Raw genomic sequence first — 17,577 nt, forward strand, 5'->3', positions numbered from 1 at the left:
ATGAAAATTTTGGTTTTAAATTCAGGTTCTTCATCGATTAAATTTAAATTTTTTGATAATAAAATCGTTAAAGCCAGTGGATTAGTAGAAAAAATTGGAGAGCAAAATTCAAAGGTTGTATTAAAAAATACTTTAAATAATGAAAGTTTTGAAAGAGAATTAACAATAAATAATCACGAAGAAGGCCTTAGTATAGTTAATGAGCTTTTTAAAGAATCAGGAATTTTAGCAGATTTAAATGCACTTGATGGCTGCGGTCATCGTATAGTTCATGGGGGAAGAAATTTAAGCGAGCATTGTTTAGTGGATGATTATGTTCTTAAAGAGATAGATAGGGTTAGTATTTTTGCTCCTTTGCATAATCCTGCGCATTTAGCAGGTATAAAAACAATGATCAAAGCTGCACCTAGTGTTGCTAATGCAGCTATTTTTGATACAGCTTTTCATCGCACTATGCCTGATTTTGCTTATATGTATGCTTTGCCTTATGATTTTTATGATAAGCATAATATTAGAAGATATGGTTTTCATGGGACTTCTCATGCTTATGTTAGTTCTAGAGCGGTAAAATTTCTTCAAAAAGATCAAAATGAATTAAATGTCATCTCTGCTCATCTTGGAAATGGTGCAAGTGTATGTGCTATAGAAAAAGGTAAGAGTATGGATACTTCTATGGGCTTTACTCCACTTGAAGGACTTATTATGGGAACGCGTTGTGGAGATTTAGACCCTGCTATTTTACCTTTTGTTAGTCATCTTAAGGGTTTAACTATAGAAGAAATAGATACACTGATGAATAAAAAAAGTGGAGTATATGGAATTTGCGGTTATAATGATTTTAGAGATATAGAAAGAGAGATAGAACAAGGTAATGATAAAGCACGCTTGGCTCTTGATATGTTTTGTTATCGTCTTGTTAAATATATAGGATCCTACTTTGCTGTGTTGCCAAAAACCGATGCTATTATTTTTACAGGTGGTATAGGAGAAAATGATAGTTTGGTTCGACAAAAAGTATGCGAGAGATTAGCTCATCTTGGTATCGAGTTAGATTTTGAACTTAACAAACAAAGGATTTCGGGCGAAAGAATGATAAATCATGCAAATTCTAAAGTTAAAGTGCTTGTTATTCCTACAGATGAAGAATTAGAAATCGCTAGAATTACAGAAGAACTTATCGGTAAAAATTAAATTTTAAAAACTATATAAATCTTTCATTTATATAGTTTTTAGCAAGGTTATATATTCACTTTGCTTTTCATTTAAAACTTTAAAAGTGCTTATCATGTAAGAAAATTCATCATCACTTAAACCATAAAGTTCTTTAACCAATAAATCATTTTTTGCTCTTAAGATATCATAAGCTTTTTTAGTTTTTGGAATTTCTTCATTTTTTATATTAAATTCTTGTTTTAGCTCATCAAAATGATGATTTTGATCATTGTAAAGCTGTAAAAGCAAAGCATTTTTAGCGAGGGTTTTATAAATTTCATTGTTTTGAATTTCTTCATCACTTGGTTGAGGCAGGGGAATTCTTTCTAAATAAGATTTGCTTACATTGATTTGTACCATATTTCTTATGATAAAATCAACCACTAAAGAATTAAACAAAGCTAAAACAAATAAAATTCTTTCATAAGGCACTATATCCATGCAAATTACATCATCTTTTAAAACATATTGTTTTGGAATGTTACTATAAGTACTATCAGCTCCACCGCAATTTTTTGGCAATAAAGAAGCTATCAAAGTTCTCTCATCGGTATCTCTTGAAATTTTTCTATATCCAAGTCTAAAAAATTCTCTATCGTATTTTATCAATTTAGGATTTAATTCTTTCCCAGTAGCTTTTTTAGCTCTATAAAGTTCTTTACTTTTTAATCGCTCGTCAAATTTAGCCTTTTCTAAAAAATAAGTAGTTTGGCTAAAATTTGCATCAAATTGATGTATCATTTTACCTTCATATAAGGGTAAAAGTCCTTCCCTAAACTCTTCTATAAACAAATCTTTATCGTTTGTCATATCAAGTTCTCTTCTAAAATCTATATAATCAAAAGACAAGTTTTGAAAAGCATTATAAGATTTTCTTAGAATTTCTAAAGCTTGTTTGTCTTTTAACTCCATTAAGGCTAGGTGAGTTGGGCTTAGCTTTTTGATATCTTTTAAATTTAGAGTTAAAATTTCATCTTTGTTTTTTAATGAGTTTATATCTGTTTTATAAAACATCATTTTGATTTTATGAGTGTGATTTGCTTGCGTGTTTTTTATAAGCATAAGAGCAAATTTATACCTTGAATCCACATCAGCAAATATAGCTTGTCTATTTTCAAAACTATAAAAATACTCTAAAGTTTTATTTTCTAAAATTTCTTTTCTTAAAGTTAAGCTTCCATCTTCAAACATCAAAGCACTAGGAAGCACATAAGCTAAATTTCCATCTTGTTTTAAAAGAGAAAGATTTTTTTCTACAAAAAGACGAAACAAATTTCCATCTCCACTGCCTTTATTTAAAGGATAGGCTTTTTTATAATACTCGCTTAAATCATTTATATATGCTTTTTGTTTTTCGTAATTTTGCTTTATATAATCTTTCGCTAGCAAATTATCTTGAATTTCTTTTTTCTTGCTAGCGATTAAGCTTCTATAATCGCTTTTATATTGCGGAAAGAAATCACTATCACTAAATTTAGTTTTATCCCAAGGTGGATTACCTATGATGATATCAAAGCCTTTAAAGACTTGATTTTCTACGATTTCAGGAAATTCTAACTCATAGTTAAAGAAATTAAATTCTTTTTGATATTTGCTAATGATAGCTTTTGCTTGTTCATTTTGGCTTAAATTTTGTATATCATCTTGACTTAGGGCTTTTAGAATTTGTAATTCTTCTTTGTTGACAAAATGAAGCGTGTTGATATAGTTTAGATATAAATTTAACTTATCAAGTTTTGGTGTGATTTCATTTTGATAGATTTGTTTAGATTGTTTGATTTGTTCTTCGTTGGTATCTTTTAGATTATCAAGTTTTTCAAATACTTCTTGTAAAATTTCAAATTCTTGTGTTATGGAATTTGTAAAAAGGTTGCTTGAGTTTTGTTTTATCAAATCTTTAAAATCACTTAGGTTAGAATTGATCAAAGCATTGCCGCACTTTATGTGGTGTTCTATAAAAGAAAGTGGGGTTCCAAAGATAAAACTATCTATCCAAAGGCTAAGTTTAGTAAGCTCTATGCTAAAAGGGTTTAAATCCACCCCATAAATAATGCGTTTTAGTAAAAGTCGTTTTAAAATATCACTTTCATCTACTTCATAGTCTTGCACAAAATCTTTTATATAGTTTAAAATATTTTCTTTTTCTTCTTCATAAAGTTCTTTTAAATTTGTAAAATGATCAAAATCTGATAAAACAATGTGTGTAATAGCATTTAAAACTCCAACTAAAAAATGCCCGCTACCGCAAGCATTGTCTAGTATTTTAAATTTCAAAATGTTTTCATTGTTTAGTTTGTCTTTTAAAGCACTTTGGATTAAAAAATTAGCTATGAATTGAGGTGTATAAAAGCTTGCTGTTGATTTTCTTGAATTACTAGAATTTTTAAGATAAATTTGTCCTTTTTTGTAAAAGGTGTATTTTTCTACTTTTTTTGATTTTTCTAAAATTTTAAAATCATAATTATCAAAATAACATTCTATTTCTTTTGATTTTTCTTTATAGCTTACATAGTAAATATCTTCATTTGCTATTTCAAAAAAATAAGAAAGCAAGCCTTCATAAATCGTGCCTAAATGTTCTACACTTAAAGTTTTGTAATCTCTTTTAAAGCTTAGATTTTTATCTTTAAAATTTAATAATTGGTTTAAAATGAATTTTAAATCTTTATCATTAAAGATTTTTGGTGTGCTTAAAAGAGCGGTTTTACTCTCATCAAACAACCCACCATTGAAAACAGGCATATCAAAATTGCCTTTGCCTTTGTTGTAAATGTTGAAAATATTTTCAAGTTCTCCAAAACCACCACTTGAGCTTTCATCCTCTTGTAAATTTTCAAGTAAGGTTCTAAGACTGATTTTACTTTTAAAATACTTATGTTTTTCTAGTATAATTTCAAATTTATCCTCAAAATAAGCAATAAATAAAAGTCTAAAGATAAAATATAAAGAATTTTCATAGATTAGTTTTAAATCCGCCTTTGTTTTATTGTAAATTCTAGAGCCTATGAATTCAAATAAAGATTCATTTCCATTGGTTCCGTAAATGATAGATTTTAAATCATCTTCTATTTTGATTTTTGAAAGTTTATTGTTTTGTAGAGTTATTTCTAAATGATCTTCTTTTTCTGTGAAATTAAAAGCGCTAAATACACTATAAAAATACGCAAAAGCTTCAATATTTTGATCTTCAATGATTTTTTCTAGATTGATTTCGTAAAAAACTTTGTTTGAATTCAGTATAGAATTATCATAAAAACGCCAAAATCTACCATTGGTTAAAAAACCATAATTTTTCTTAAGATTGCCTAGATATCTTAGAATTTGAAAGTGAGGGTTGTCTTTTACTTTTTTATTGTCTATTTCTATATTATAAGCTTTTGACTCTAAAATGATTGTGAAATCATTGCTTGATTTTTTTGTTTCTTTGTCTAAATTTTCGTATTTTGATTTTAATTTGTCATTGCTAAAAAGTAGAAAATCAGGTTTTTCCAATTTTCCTTGTATGATTTTTTCATCTTGTCTTACAAAGCACCACCCTAAAATTTCTAATACTTTTGATATAAATTCATCTTCAAATTGATGTTCGTTTTGTTTTATAAATTTATTTTTGTCGTAAATTTTTGTAATTTTAGTTAAAATATCTCTAAAGGCTTTTTGATTTGCGTTGAAATTATAAATCTTAGGAAAGTCAATTTCTAAAGAATAGCTTGTAAAAAGATTATTGTTGAGGTATTTTTTAAGTTCTTGATAGTAATTCATGGCTTTCTTTCTAAAGTATTTTTAAAAATTTGACATTTTAAATTATATCTAAAAAACTTTAAAGACTTGTGCTTATTTATGAAAATGATTTTTTAGTTGGAATTAATTTTCTTTGGATAAAATTTTAATTAAAAAATAAAGCGTGGATTATGAAAAAATTTAAAGAATTTAGCCTTCGTTTTTTATTTAAAGTATCAGAGCAACCTGTTCTTATAAGAGATTTATTAGAGGCAAATGCACTTTTTAACGATGGAATGCTTGTAGATCCTTCTAAGCTAAATTTTAATTTCAAAATTCTAAATTCTTATATTTATTTTGGTGTTTTTTGCGCTGTGATTTTATTGCCATTGCTTTTGATTACTCATTATTTTTTAACAAAGCTTGACTTTCATATAAGCATAGTGAGCGCTGTTATGGTTACTGCTTGTGTATTTATAGGATATGATATTTTTAAAGTTTATACTCGCAAAATAATCTCAAAAAAAATAATACAAAAAGCCTGGGCTTTACACTTTCCTTATTTTGCTTATGAAAAGTACTCTACAATGGCGGGTGAATTTTATAAAGAAGCTTTAAAAGAAGAAATTCCAAAAGCAAATTTAGAGCAGTATGTTTTAGATAAGATTATTCATTCTAAATAATCTAAAATTTGATTTTGGAATCGCATATTTTCAAGTCTTCTTTTTAAGTCTTTATTTTCCTCGTTTAAAACACTTTCTTCTGTTCTTAATGTAGCAATCTCTCTACTAAGATAATAAATTTGATTTCTAATATAAATTTGTGGGGCAAATAAAAATAATGCAAAACTAACAAGTAAAGCTGCAAAAAGAAGATGATTGAAGTTTAGGTTTCTATCTTCTTTGGTAGCATTAGAGAAGCCTTCTAGTAAAATATTTTTTGCCTTTTGAGCATCTTCATCATTTTGTTGTTTTTCTTGAGCTTGATTAGATGGTTTTGGAAGTTCTTGTTTATTTTCTTGTGGTGTTATTTTTTTTTGTAAATTTTCTAAACTTTTCTTGATATTAGGTTGATTTTTAACATCTAGTTTTTTTTCTATAATTAGAGGTTTTTGTATTTTAGTTTCTGTTTTTTGAATTTTTTCTATAGAATTTGTAAGTCCCTTTTTTTCTTGTTTTGTTTGAGTGGTAGCTTGATTGCTTTTTGTTTGAATTTGTGTTTTGGTTTGGATATTTTTTATTTCGTTTGCTTTTTTTCTGCTAAATAAAAAATTTTTTTTAGTTTTTTTATTTTCTTCTTTTCTTCTTTCTTTCATTTTGGAAAAAATTTTTTTAGCAAGAGATTGCTTTTCTTCTAATTTAACATTGATTAGATCTTCTTTTAAATATATATTTGATTTTTTAGTATGTTTTGACTCATACTCTTCATCGAGTTCTTCTAAGAATTTATTAGGAGTCTTTTTTTTAAAACGACGTCTTAAAATATCATCGCTAGAAATTTCATCTCTTAAATCATCATCAAGCGGTTTGCCTTGATTTATGGCGCGAGAAAATTTCAGCATTTTTTGGCGTATGTTTTGGCGTTCTTTTATAAAATCATCTTCTAGCATTATTTATTGTCCAAATTATTAAAATAAAAAGCCCGCATTTTAGCACAACTAGAGCGAGAATTTTTTAAAAGTTCTTCCTTGCTCGCACTTATAGCTTTTTTAGTTATTATTTGTCCTAGGCTATGGTTATTTCCACATTCGCAACGCATTATTTTTTCATTGCAAATGCAGTTTTTTGACCATTTTTTGAAAAATTGTTTTACTATTCTATCTTCTAAAGAATGAAAGCTAATGATAGCTAAAATGCAATTTTTTGGTTTTAAATTTTCTAAATGTTCAAGAAAATCTTTAAGCACTTTAAGTTCTTGATTTACTTCTATTCTAATGGCTTGAAATGCTAAAGTAGCTTTGGAAATTTTTCTATGATTTTGTTTACCTTTTCCTATGATTTGATAAAGCTCTTTGGCACTTTTGATTGGATTTTTACTTCTTTCTAGGCAAATTTTTTCAGCAATAAAATGCGCATCATGTAATTCTCCATAATCTTTAAAAATGGAAGTTAATTGCTCTTTTGTATAAGTATTAATAATCTCATAAGCCGATATTTTGGAGTTTTGATTCATTCTCATATCCAAAAAGTCAGAATTTACACTAAAACCTCTTTCGTTATTATCAAGCTGAAATGAAGAAACTCCAATGTCTGCTAAAATACCTCTTAATTCTTCTTTATGTGAAATTTTTTCTAAAACTTCACTAAAATTACTTTGCATAAAAGTTATCCTATTGCGAAAATCTTTAAGGCGTTTTTTAGAAAATTCTAAAGCTTGTTGATCTTGATCACAAGCAATGAATTTAAGATCAGGATGATTTTTAAGCAAAGCTTCACTATGTCCGCCAAATCCTAAAGTGCAGTCTAAAAAATAACCTGTTTTAAGATTTTTAAAAATCTCTTGAACTTCATTAAGCAAAACTGGGATATGAGGAATTTCCAAAATCAATCCTAATAAATTTTTATAAACTATAATTATAACTAAATTTCATTGTAAAAATCATAAAATTTAAAGAACAAATATTTTTTGGTAAAAATTTTATAATTAAACTCCACTTAAACACTTCTACGATACAATATCTAGTTTAAATTTAATCAAGGAATGATATGCTTACTTGGATGCAACATCACAAAAAATATCTTGTTGTTACTATATGGGTTAGTACTATAGCTTTTGTTGGCGCTGGCTTTTTAGGTTGGGGTGCTTATGATTTTAATCTCAATAGAAGTTCGAGTGTTGCAACTGTAGGAAATGAAAAGATAGGTTTTAGTGAATTTGATACTAGATATAGACAAATTGTAAGTTATTATAATCAAATTAGCAATGGTGCTTTAACTCCAGAAAATGCTGAGCAACTAGGCATTAAAAATATAGCTTTAAGCTCTCTTGTTGAAGATAAGCTTTTGTTAAATTTTGCCAAAGATTTGGGTATTGGCGTAAACGAGAATGAAATTTTACAAAAACTTGCAAATACTAGAGAATTTCAAGATCCTACAGGGGATTTTAACAAAACAATTTATTATGAACTTTTAAATGCCAATAATTTAACTCCAAAAGATTATGAAACACAACTTGCAAATGAAGTAATTACCGATAAACTTAATCAAATTTTTAATATTCCTAGCAAAGATGAGGAATTAAAAATGTTAGCTTCTAGTTATTTTATGCAAGATGCTTTAAGTATTGCAAAAATTGATTATGACAAAAAAAATATTAAGATTAACGAAGAGGATTTAAAAAAGCTTTGGAATGAACATAAAGAAGATTATAAAACTAAAAAAATATATGAAATTTCAACTTATTTTTTGCCAGTTAGCAATGAGAAAATTGACGACAAAGAATTAGAAAAATTTTATAATCAAGATGAAAATAAACTAAAATATAAAGATTTTGCAGGTAAAGTGATGGATTTTCAGTCTGCTAAAAATGAAGTTGCTAAAGATTACGCCTTAATGCAACTAAAGAATGTGGCTAATGCTAAATTTTTAGATTTAAAAAATGGGAAAGATAATTTTCAAAAAGATCAAAATATTAGTGAATCTGATGTTTATTATCCAATTGATCTTTTAAATAAAGCTAAAAATGGAGATGTTTTACGGCCAGCACCTTATAATAACGGATATATCATAGTTAAACTAAATAAAGTAGATCCTATAAGAAATAAAACTTTTGAAGAAGCTAGAGAAGAAGTTTTACCTATGTATTTAAGCGAACAAGCTAGAAAAAATTTAGAAGAAAAAGCTAAAAATAGTTTAGTAAATTTTAAAGGCGATGATATAGGCTTTGTAAGTCGAGATAGTTCTCGCGAGAGTGTAAAGGTTAGCGATAAAATATTAAACGATTCTGAATTTGCTTATTTTTTAATGAATGTATTTAATACTGATCAAAATAGTTCTTATGTGGTCATTAATGACAATAAAGCAATATTATATAAAATAAATAAACAAAAATTAGATATGAACTCCGATAAATTTGAACAATACAAAACTATGCTTGAACAAAATTTGCAAAATTTAAAAGCAAATGAGCTTAAGCAAGAACTTGTTGATGAACTTAAAAAGATATATCCGATAAAAATTTATTATAAAGGGAATTGATTTTGAATATATTAGGAATTGACTTAGGCTCAACCCAGACTTGTGCCATTATTGCTCAAAAAGATGAAGATGGATTAAAAATTATTGGTTTTTCCAAGTCGAAAACCAACGGGGTTAAAAAAGGTGCCATTACCAATATAGAGCTTGCTTCTAAATCTATTGAAGAGGCTGTTAGAAGTGCTGAGATGATGAGCGGAGTTCATTATGATAAGGTTGTGGTATCTATATCAGGTGCTTATACTAAAAGCGTTGATAGCATAGGTGTTGTTAATATTCCAAATCATGAAATAGGCATTAAAGAAATTCATCGTGCTGTAAGTACAGCTAAGCATACTGCCAATCTACCAAGTGGTTATGAAATTATCCATGTTTTGCCTTATAATTTTAAGGTTAATGATCTTGAACATGTTGATGATCCTTTGGGAATGAGTGGCAATCGTTTAGAAGTTTCAACCCATATAGTGATTTCACAAGAATCTCATATTAAAAATCTTAAGAAAGCAGTTGAATTAGCTGATTTAAGAGTGGATAATATAGTTCTTTCAGGATATGCTTCAGCTATAGCTTGTTTAGATGATAGCGAAAAGGAATTAGGTGCTGTTTTGATTGATATGGGTGGAGCGATTTGCGATATGGTTGTTCATACTGGAAATTCAATTAGATATAATGATTGTTTGCAAATTGGCTCGATTAATATCACCCAAGATTTATCAATGGCATTGCATACACCTTTAAAAGAAGCAGAAAAAATCAAGCTTAATTATGCAGCTCTTTCGCAACAGCCTAATACCCTTATACAAATTCCTTCAATGGGTGATGAAAGAAAGGTTAATGAAGTTTCTTTGGATATTATTTCAAACGTAATTTATGCAAGAGCGGAAGAAACTTTGATGATTTTGGCAAAAATCTTAAGTGATAATCGTTATGCCAATGCTATAGGCGGTGGAGTTGTTTTAACAGGTGGAATGACTAAGTTAGCAGGTATTGATGAGCTAGCTCCTGCAACATTTGATAATCGCTCAGTTAGACTGGCTACTGCAAGAAAAGATTTGATTACTGGTTTTAGTGAAATTTTTAATGATCCTGAAAATACTTGTGCTATAGGACTTTGTTTATATGGAGCAGGGTATTTTACGCCTTATGAACTTGATTCTAATGAAAAATTAAGATATAAAGGGGAAATTGAAAATTTTAATCGTCAAATTAAACAAGATATTGTTTTGCAAAAAGATACAGAAAGTGAAATAAAATCTGATTTTTTTGATGAAAATTTGCAAGAAAATGATACAATTGCAATACAAGAACAATTAGATTTTAAAGAGCCAAAAGAAAAAAAACCTAGCGTTTTTTCAAATATCTGGCATAAAATTATGAATCAATTTTAACAAGGAGAAATTTTTATGAGTGAATTTTTAGTAGAAGAAATGCAACATAATAAAGGTGCAAAAATTAAGGTTATAGGCTGCGGTGGCGGTGGCGGTAATATGATCAACCATATGGTTAAAATGGGATTAAATGATCTTGATTTAATTGCAGCAAATACTGATGCACAAGCTATTTCAATTTCATTAGCAAAAACTAAAATTCAACTTGGCGAGAAAAAAACTAAAGGTTTAGGCGCTGGTATGCTTCCTGAAGTAGGTGCAGAAAGTGCTAGAGAAAGTTTTGAAGAAATAAAAGCAAGTCTTAGTCAAAGTGATATTGTATTTATTGCTTCAGGTTTTGGTGGAGGTACTGGAACGGGTGCCACTCCAGTTATTGCACAAGCAGCTAAAGAGATTGGAGCTTTAACTGTTTCTGTTGTAACTATGCCTTTTGCATTCGAAGGAAAACAAAGAAAAAAACTTGCTGAAAGCGGTCTCCTTGAGCTTAAAAAAGAAAGTGATTCTATTCTTGTAATTCAAAATGAAAAATTATTGAGCATTATTGATAAAAAAGCAGGCATTAAAGATGCTTTTAGATTGGTTGATGATATTTTAGCTCGTGCTGTAAAAGGTATGGTGTCTATCTTGCTTGATAATGGAGATATTAATGTTGACTTTGCGGATGTAAGAACCATCATGAGTCATCGCGGACTCGCGCTTATGGGTGTTGGTAGCGCTAGTGGTGAAAATGCTATAGAAGAGGCTCTTTCAAACGCTATAGAATCTCCTTTGCTTGATGGAATGGATATTAAAGGTGCCAAGGGAGTTATTTTGCATTTTAAAACAAGTTCTAATTGCTCTTTGTTTGAAATTTCGGCAGCAGCAAATAGTATACAAGAAATTGTTGATGAAAATGCTAAGATTATTTTTGGTTCTACTACAGATGATAGCATGGAAGATAGAGTTGAAGTAACTATTATTGCGACAGGGTTTGAAGATAAAGATACAGTAGCTAAAAAATCTACCGAAGAAGCTCAAGCTTCTAAGAAAAATCCTTATTTAAGTCTTAAAAAGGTAAGCGGTGGTTATGATGAAGAGATAATGGCGCAAATTGAAACACCAACTTTCTTGCGTCGTCAAATGGATTAAAATTGATTTTTAAAGCAAGATTGAGTCAAATCTTGCTTTTTATAGTTTAAAATTCTCTCCTAATAATCTTTCAAATATTTATTTTTCTTTGTTTTTAAAAATTGGAACACTCTTTGCTTTTATAGCTATAAAATCTTAATTTTATAGGTGAAAATATGCAAAATGGATATTATCAAGCAACTGGCGGAATGGTAACTCAGTTTAATAAACTTGATGTGATTACTAATAATCTTGCCAATATTAATACAAGCGGATACAAAAGAGATGATGTGGTTATTGCAGATTTTAAAAGGATTTTTAAAGAAACTCAGGATGAGTTGCCTATAGAAAATCACACAAGAGATGCATCTCGTTTTGTAAATACTACAATAGATGGAATCCCACAAGTTTCTCAAGAATATACGGATTTTAGCCTAGGTTCTTTAAAGGCCACAAACAATCCTTTGGATTTGGCAATGACTAGAGAAGATGCTTTTTATTTGGTTCAAACCAAAGATGGAGAAGTAAGATTAACTAAAGATGGAAATTTTCAACTTGATGATGAGGGTTATTTGGTAAATAAGCAAGGATACAAGGTATTAAGTAGTGATTATTTTAATAATCCTCAGAATGCTGGCATACGCATTCCTAATGGTGCTGTTCAAATTAGCGTTGATAAAAACGGAAGCATTGAGGTTGATGGAGCTCAAAATGCAAGATTATTTGTAGCACAAGTAGATGATATAAGAGCTTTGCAAAAAGATGGGGATAATGTCTATAAAATAGATGATCTAACCCGCATTAGAGATTTGGAAAACTCCAATGCTATTCGCCAAGGTTTTTCTCAGGGATCAAATGTTAATCCAGTTACTGAAATGGTAGGACTGATTGAAGCAAACAGAATGGTAGAAATGTATCAAAAAGTTATGACAGCTCATATGGATGACTTAAATCAAGAAGCTATCAATAAGCTTGCATCTGTTAAATAATTTAAAATAAAATAAAAAAAAGGATTAAAAATGATGAGATCACTTCATACTGCTGCTACGGGAATGGTAGCACAGCAAACACAAATTGATGTTACCTCAAATAACATCGCCAATGTTAATACAGCAGGTTTTAAGAAAAGTCGCGCAGAATTTGCTGATCTTATGTATCAAGTTATGAAGTATGCAGGAACTTCAACTTCAGCTACTACTCTTTCTCCTTCGGGTATAGAAGTGGGTGTGGGTGTGCGTCCAACAGCGGTAACTAAAGTTTTTACTGAAGGAAATTTAAAATCAACAAGTACTGATGGTCTTGATATGGCTATTGCAGGTAATGGGTTTTTTCAAATACAACTTCCTGATGGCACTATAGGATATACTAGAAATGGGCAATTTACAAAAGATAATGAAGGTAATATTGTAAATTCAGATGGTTATAGACTTTTACCTGAAATGACAATACCTGAAGGCGCAACAGCAATTAATGTTGCTACAGATGGAACCGTTTCTGTAATGTTGCCAGGGGAGCAACAAGAAACTCAAATTGGCCAAGTGGAGCTAGTTCAGTTTATAAATCCAGCGGGTCTTCATTCTATGGGTGATAATCTTTATCTCGAAACAGGAGCAAGTGGTGCACCTGTTGCGGGTATAGCAGGACAAGATGGGCTTGGAACAATAAGACATGGATTTATAGAACTTAGTAATGTTCAGCTTGTTGAAGAAATGACAGATCTTATCACAGGACAAAGAGCTTATGAAGCGGGTTCTAAGGCAATTACAACAAGTGATGATATGCTAGGAATTGTAAATCAGCTTAAGCGATAGTTGATATAAAATAAATAATTTTTAATTCTTTTTTAGTTTAATGGCGTGTTAAACGCCATTAAATTTTTAGCAAGAGTAGCAAGTTTTAAATTCATAAGCAGTTGGACGAGCTTCTACTGGCCAAACTTGTGTTTCAAATTTTAAATGCTGATAGTCATCGATAAAAATATCGCTCATTACAGGTTTTAAATAAGAATTATGTCGGATTAAAGCTTCTAAACTTCCTCTTAGAGTATGCGGTAATTGCTCTATCCCTTTTTCACGTATTTCATCCAAAGTAAGATCAAATAAATTTTCATCCATAGGACCCACAGGAATGGTTTTATTTTTGATTCCATCAAGACCTGCCATTAAAAGACTAACAAAAGCTAAATAAGGATTAGCAGTGCTATCAGGGAAGCGAATTTCTATACGAGCTGAATTTTTACCTATGCCATAAGGAACGCGACAACTTGCTGATCTGTTTTGACAAGAATAAGTTAAAATACAAGGAGCTTCAAAGCCAGGAACTATTCTTTTGTAAGAGTTGGAACTTGGATTTGTAAAAGCTGCGACACTTCTAGCATTTTTTAAAATTCCACCTATATAATTTATAGCAGTTTGACTAAGTCCACTGTATCCATCTTTATCGTAAAATAAATTTACCCCATCTTTCCATAAGCTCATATGAACATGCATACCATTGCCATTATCTCCGTATAAAGGTTTTGGCATAAAAGTGGCAGTTTTACCATTTAAATGAGCTACCATTTTTACAACATATTTATAAATTTGAACATTGTCAGCCGCTTCTACAAGCGTGCCAAAATTTACTCCTATTTCAGCTTGTCCTTGTGCAACTTCATGATGATGAACAAAAGTTTTAAGGCCTACTTTTTCAAGAGTTTGAACCATTTCAGAACGAATATCTACTAAAGAATCAATTGGCTGAACTGGAAAATATCCACCTTTGTTTCTTGGCCTGTGTCCAGTATTGTAGCTATCAGTAAATTCTCTATCATCATTCCACTCTCCTTCTTCGGTATCAACTTCATACTTAGAACAATGAGCAGTATCAACTATTTTTACACTATCAAAAACAAAGAATTCATTTTCTGGTCCAAAGTAAGCAGTATCAGCTATGCCACTATTTTTAAGGTATTCCATTGCTTTTTTTGCTATGCTTCTTGGACATTTTTCATACATTTGTCCTTTGTAAATATCATACACATCACAAAACACTATGATAGTAGGGTCAGCTGTAAAAGGATCTAAAAAAGCACTTTGAGCATCAGGTTTTAAAATCATATCTGATTTTTCTATAGGTTGCCATCCATGAATTGAGCTTCCATCAAATGGAATGCCAGTTTGAAATGTTTCTTCATTGATTGTATGAAGATTATAGGTAATATGATGCCAAGTTCCTATCATATCTGTAAAACGAAAATCAACAAAAAGCACTTCATTTTGTTTGCAAAATTTGAAAAAATCATCTATATTATTAACAAATTTTCCCATATTTTTACTCCTTTATGTAATTAAATTTATAAAATTATATCATAAAATTTTTAATTAAGATTTAATTAATATATTTTTTTTAATAAATTTAAAAATTTAATTTAAAAAGATTAAAAAATAAAAATTTATATTTTTGTTTTAGATAAAATTGATTATAATTTTGAGCAATTATTGAAAATCTAGATTTAAAAAAGGGAAAAAAAATGACTCAAGAAGAGCTTGATGCTTTGATGAATGGTGATGTTGATCTTGATTCAGAGACAGAAGCAGAGGTAAAAACCGAAGAATCGAATACCGAAGAAGATGCTTTGATGTTAGAAGATGTCAAAATAGCTGATTACAAACCTAATCCTAGCGTGGTATGGCCACCACCCCCACCAAATCAGGAGCATAAAGTTGTACATCAGTTAGATGATGTTACAAAAGATAGCGAGCTTAAAGCAACGGAAATGATGGATAAGCTTGAAAGTATTAATAATTTTTTTGCGGATTCTGAAAGTTTACTCAAAGAAATAAATAAAGCAATAGAAAAAAATATTGATATTTTTTCTAAACTTAATGAAAAATTTCCTAATGTGGAAAGTTTCAGTGAAGCTTTAGAATTAAACAATCAAGCTAAAAAAAGTTCTAAGGAGATTGTCGGAAATCTTCAAAGCGGACAAGATGAAGTGATGATGGCAATGGATGCAATGCAGTATCAAGATATACATCGTCAAAAAATCGAGCGTGTTATTAATGTAATGCGTGCTTTAAGCCGTTATATGAGTTCTTTATTTGAAGGTAAAATTGATGATAAAAAACGTGTAAGTTCTGCAGTGCATATTGAAGGTGATAGTACTGCTGATGTTGTAAGTAATGATGATATAGAAGCTTTAATTGCAAGTTTAGGGCAAAAATGATCATTCCTGAAATAGTAGCTCCTGCAGGAAATTTCACAAAATTAAAAATTGCTTTAGCTTATGGCGCAGATGCGGTTTATGCGGGTGTGAATAATTTTTCTTTAAGATCACGCACTGCAAGAGAATTTAATTATGAAAGTTTTGAAGAAGCTATCAAATATACTCATGAGCGTGGTAAGAAAATTTATGTTACTTTAAATGGTTTTCATTTAAGCTCTCAAATTGAAGGCTTAAAAAGACATATATTAAAATTACGCGAGATGAAACCCGATGCTTTTATTGTAGCTTCTGTTGGAGCTATGCGTCTTGTTAAAGAACTTGCACCTGAAATTTCCCTGCATGTTTCTACTCAGGCAAATATTTTAAATTATTTAGATGCTCAAGTCTATAAGGATATGGGTGCTAAAAGGGTTGTAATTGCGAGAGAACTAGGGCTTAAGGATGCTAAAAATTTAAAGCAAAATTGTGATATAGAATTAGAAGCTTTTGTGCATGGTTCTATGTGTTTTGCTTATTCAGGGCGTTGTTTAATAAGCTCTGTGCAAAGTGGAAGAATGAGCAATCGTGGATCTTGTGCAAATGACTGTAGATTTAATTATGAGCTTTATGCTAAAAATCCAGAAAATGGCACTTTATTTCGCTTAGAAGAAGATGAAAATGGTACTCATGTGTTTAATTCTAAGGATTTAAATCTTTGTTCTTATATAGAAAAAATCATGCAAGAAAATTGTATCAGTGCTTTTAAAATAGAAGGGCGTACTAAAAGCGAATATTATGTTGCGCTTACAACAAGGACTTATAAAATGGCCATACAAGATGCTTTAGAGAGTAAATTTGAGTCAAGTAAGTATGAAAAAGAGATTACTACACTTAAAAATCGTGGTTTTACAGATGGTTATCTTGTTTCTCGTCCTTTAGAAAAAACCGACACGCAAAATCATAATACAAGCATAGAAGAAGGTTCTCATCAAGTGCATGCTATAAGCGAAGATGGAAGCTTTTTTAAATGTAAAGGGAAAATCGTTTTAAACACGCCTTATGAAATTTTAGCCCCTTTAGGCGATGTGATTCAAACTTGCGATAATGAACTAGGTAAAATTTATCAAAAAGAGGATAAATATTTTATAGAGTTTAAAAAACTCATTGCTAAAAACAATAAAGAATTTAGCGAAATTCATAGCGGCAATGAACATGAAATCCAATTACCAAATAAAATCAGTGCATTAAGTTTTTTAAGAAAGGAAATATAGATGAATTTTGTTTCTATTTTAATGGGAAGCAAGAGTGATTATGAGACTATGAAAGAGGCTGCTAAAACTTTAGAAAGTTTTGGGGTAAAGTATGAACTTATTATCTCATCAGCTCATCGTAGTCCAAAAAGAACAAAAGAGTATATTGCAAATGCTGAAAAAAAAGGTGTGAAAGTTTTTATAGCAGCAGCTGGAATGGCAGCGCATTTAGCTGGAGCTGTTGCAGCTTATACAACAAAACCTGTTTTGGGAGTGCCTATGTCAGGAAGCAATCTTGCAAGTATGGATTCTTTGTTTTCTACGGTGCAAATGCCTAGTGGAATTCCTGTAGGAACTTTAGCTATTGGTAAGGCTGGAGCAATCAATGCTGCTTATTTGGCTATGCAAATTTTAGCTATTTATGATGTTGATTTAGCACAAAAGCTTAAAGAAGATCGTCTTGAAAAAGAAAAAAAACTTGTATCTGATTCAAAAGAAGTAGAAGTTTTATTATAAGGGATAAA

Annotated in this window: 14 protein-coding genes; 10 read left to right on the forward strand and 4 right to left on the reverse strand. The window is 29.8% G+C overall.

Annotation, left to right across the window (positions count from 1 at the left end; translation table 11 throughout):
• On the forward strand, positions 1-1,191 hold the full coding sequence (locus tag FBF11_RS03365; protein ID WP_057097091.1) for an acetate kinase: 1,191 nt from the start codon (positions 1-3) through the stop codon (positions 1,189-1,191).
• Positions 1,192-1,218: 27 nt separating this feature from the next.
• Here FBF11_RS03365 and FBF11_RS03370 read toward each other — a convergent pair whose 3' ends face one another.
• The gene (locus tag FBF11_RS03370; protein WP_002868410.1) at positions 1,219-4,971 is read right to left on the reverse strand and encodes an Eco57I restriction-modification methylase domain-containing protein; all 3,753 of its coding nucleotides are present in this window, start codon (positions 4,969-4,971) and stop codon (positions 1,219-1,221) included.
• A 149-nt stretch (positions 4,972-5,120) separates the two neighbouring features.
• Between FBF11_RS03370 and FBF11_RS03375 the strand changes: the two genes are divergently transcribed.
• Positions 5,121-5,612 carry a hypothetical protein gene (locus tag FBF11_RS03375; RefSeq protein ID WP_002852223.1) on the forward strand — a complete coding sequence of 164 codons (492 nt, stop codon included), beginning with the start codon at positions 5,121-5,123 and terminating at the stop codon, positions 5,610-5,612.
• Here the strand turns inward: FBF11_RS03375 and FBF11_RS03380 are convergent.
• Both FBF11_RS03380 and rsmH read right to left on the reverse strand, forming a co-directional pair.
• Complete coding sequence (locus tag FBF11_RS03380; RefSeq protein WP_002868409.1) at positions 5,600-6,538, reverse strand: hypothetical protein; 939 nt, start codon at positions 6,536-6,538, stop codon at positions 5,600-5,602. The two genes, FBF11_RS03375 and FBF11_RS03380, sit on opposite strands and share 13 nt — an antisense overlap.
• Entirely contained in the window at positions 6,538-7,476 is a 939-nt protein-coding gene (rsmH, locus tag FBF11_RS03385) for a 16S rRNA (cytosine(1402)-N(4))-methyltransferase RsmH (protein WP_002859605.1), read from the reverse strand. Before rsmH ends, FBF11_RS03380 begins: the two co-directional genes overlap by 1 nt.
• A 158-nt stretch (positions 7,477-7,634) precedes the next feature.
• On the opposite strand from rsmH, the gene FBF11_RS03390 reads away from it, so the two are divergent.
• The 5 genes from FBF11_RS03390 to flgG all read left to right on the forward strand — a co-directional run bounded on the left by FBF11_RS03390 (position 7,635) and on the right by flgG (position 13,428).
• The gene (locus tag FBF11_RS03390; RefSeq protein WP_002874881.1) at positions 7,635-9,125 is read left to right on the forward strand and encodes a peptidylprolyl isomerase; all 1,491 of its coding nucleotides are present in this window, start codon (positions 7,635-7,637) and stop codon (positions 9,123-9,125) included.
• Positions 9,122-10,510 carry a cell division protein FtsA gene (gene ftsA / locus FBF11_RS03395; protein WP_072223311.1) on the forward strand — a complete coding sequence of 463 codons (1,389 nt, stop codon included), beginning with the start codon at positions 9,122-9,124 and terminating at the stop codon, positions 10,508-10,510. The genes FBF11_RS03390 and ftsA overlap by 4 nt, the downstream gene beginning before the upstream one ends.
• A 15-nt stretch (positions 10,511-10,525) precedes the next feature.
• Positions 10,526-11,638 (forward strand): cell division protein FtsZ, encoded by a 1,113-nt coding sequence (ftsZ, locus tag FBF11_RS03400; RefSeq protein WP_002852071.1) that lies wholly within the window; start codon positions 10,526-10,528, stop codon positions 11,636-11,638.
• 155 nt (positions 11,639-11,793) lie between these two features.
• Complete coding sequence (locus tag FBF11_RS03405; RefSeq protein ID WP_002868406.1) at positions 11,794-12,606, forward strand: flagellar hook-basal body protein; 813 nt, start codon at positions 11,794-11,796, stop codon at positions 12,604-12,606.
• Between the two features lie 30 nt (positions 12,607-12,636).
• The gene (gene flgG, locus FBF11_RS03410; RefSeq protein ID WP_002852142.1) at positions 12,637-13,428 is read left to right on the forward strand and encodes a flagellar basal-body rod protein FlgG; all 792 of its coding nucleotides are present in this window, start codon (positions 12,637-12,639) and stop codon (positions 13,426-13,428) included.
• A 66-nt stretch (positions 13,429-13,494) separates the two neighbouring features.
• Here flgG and glnA read toward each other — a convergent pair whose 3' ends face one another.
• Positions 13,495-14,925 (reverse strand): type I glutamate--ammonia ligase, encoded by a 1,431-nt coding sequence (glnA, locus tag FBF11_RS03415; protein ID WP_002868405.1) that lies wholly within the window; start codon positions 14,923-14,925, stop codon positions 13,495-13,497.
• Positions 14,926-15,128: 203 nt separating this feature from the next.
• Here glnA and FBF11_RS03420 point away from each other — a divergent pair, with 203 nt between their 5' ends.
• From FBF11_RS03420 to purE, 3 genes are read left to right on the forward strand one after another with little or no spacing between them, the layout of a single operon-like run.
• A complete protein-coding gene (locus tag FBF11_RS03420) occupies positions 15,129-15,824 on the forward strand; it encodes a chemotaxis protein (RefSeq protein ID WP_002852254.1) in 696 nt (231 codons plus the stop codon).
• A complete protein-coding gene (locus FBF11_RS03425; protein WP_002868049.1) occupies positions 15,821-17,074 on the forward strand; it encodes a peptidase U32 family protein in 1,254 nt (417 codons plus the stop codon). Before FBF11_RS03420 ends, FBF11_RS03425 begins: the two co-directional genes overlap by 4 nt.
• On the forward strand, positions 17,075-17,569 hold the full coding sequence (purE, locus tag FBF11_RS03430; RefSeq protein WP_002868048.1) for a 5-(carboxyamino)imidazole ribonucleotide mutase: 495 nt from the start codon (positions 17,075-17,077) through the stop codon (positions 17,567-17,569).
• The last annotated feature ends 8 nt before the right edge of the window (positions 17,570-17,577 follow it).

The sequence above is a fragment of the Campylobacter sp. CFSAN093224 genome (assembly GCF_012897395.1).
In the GTDB taxonomy this organism is placed as follows: domain Bacteria; phylum Campylobacterota; class Campylobacteria; order Campylobacterales; family Campylobacteraceae; genus Campylobacter_D; species Campylobacter_D jejuni.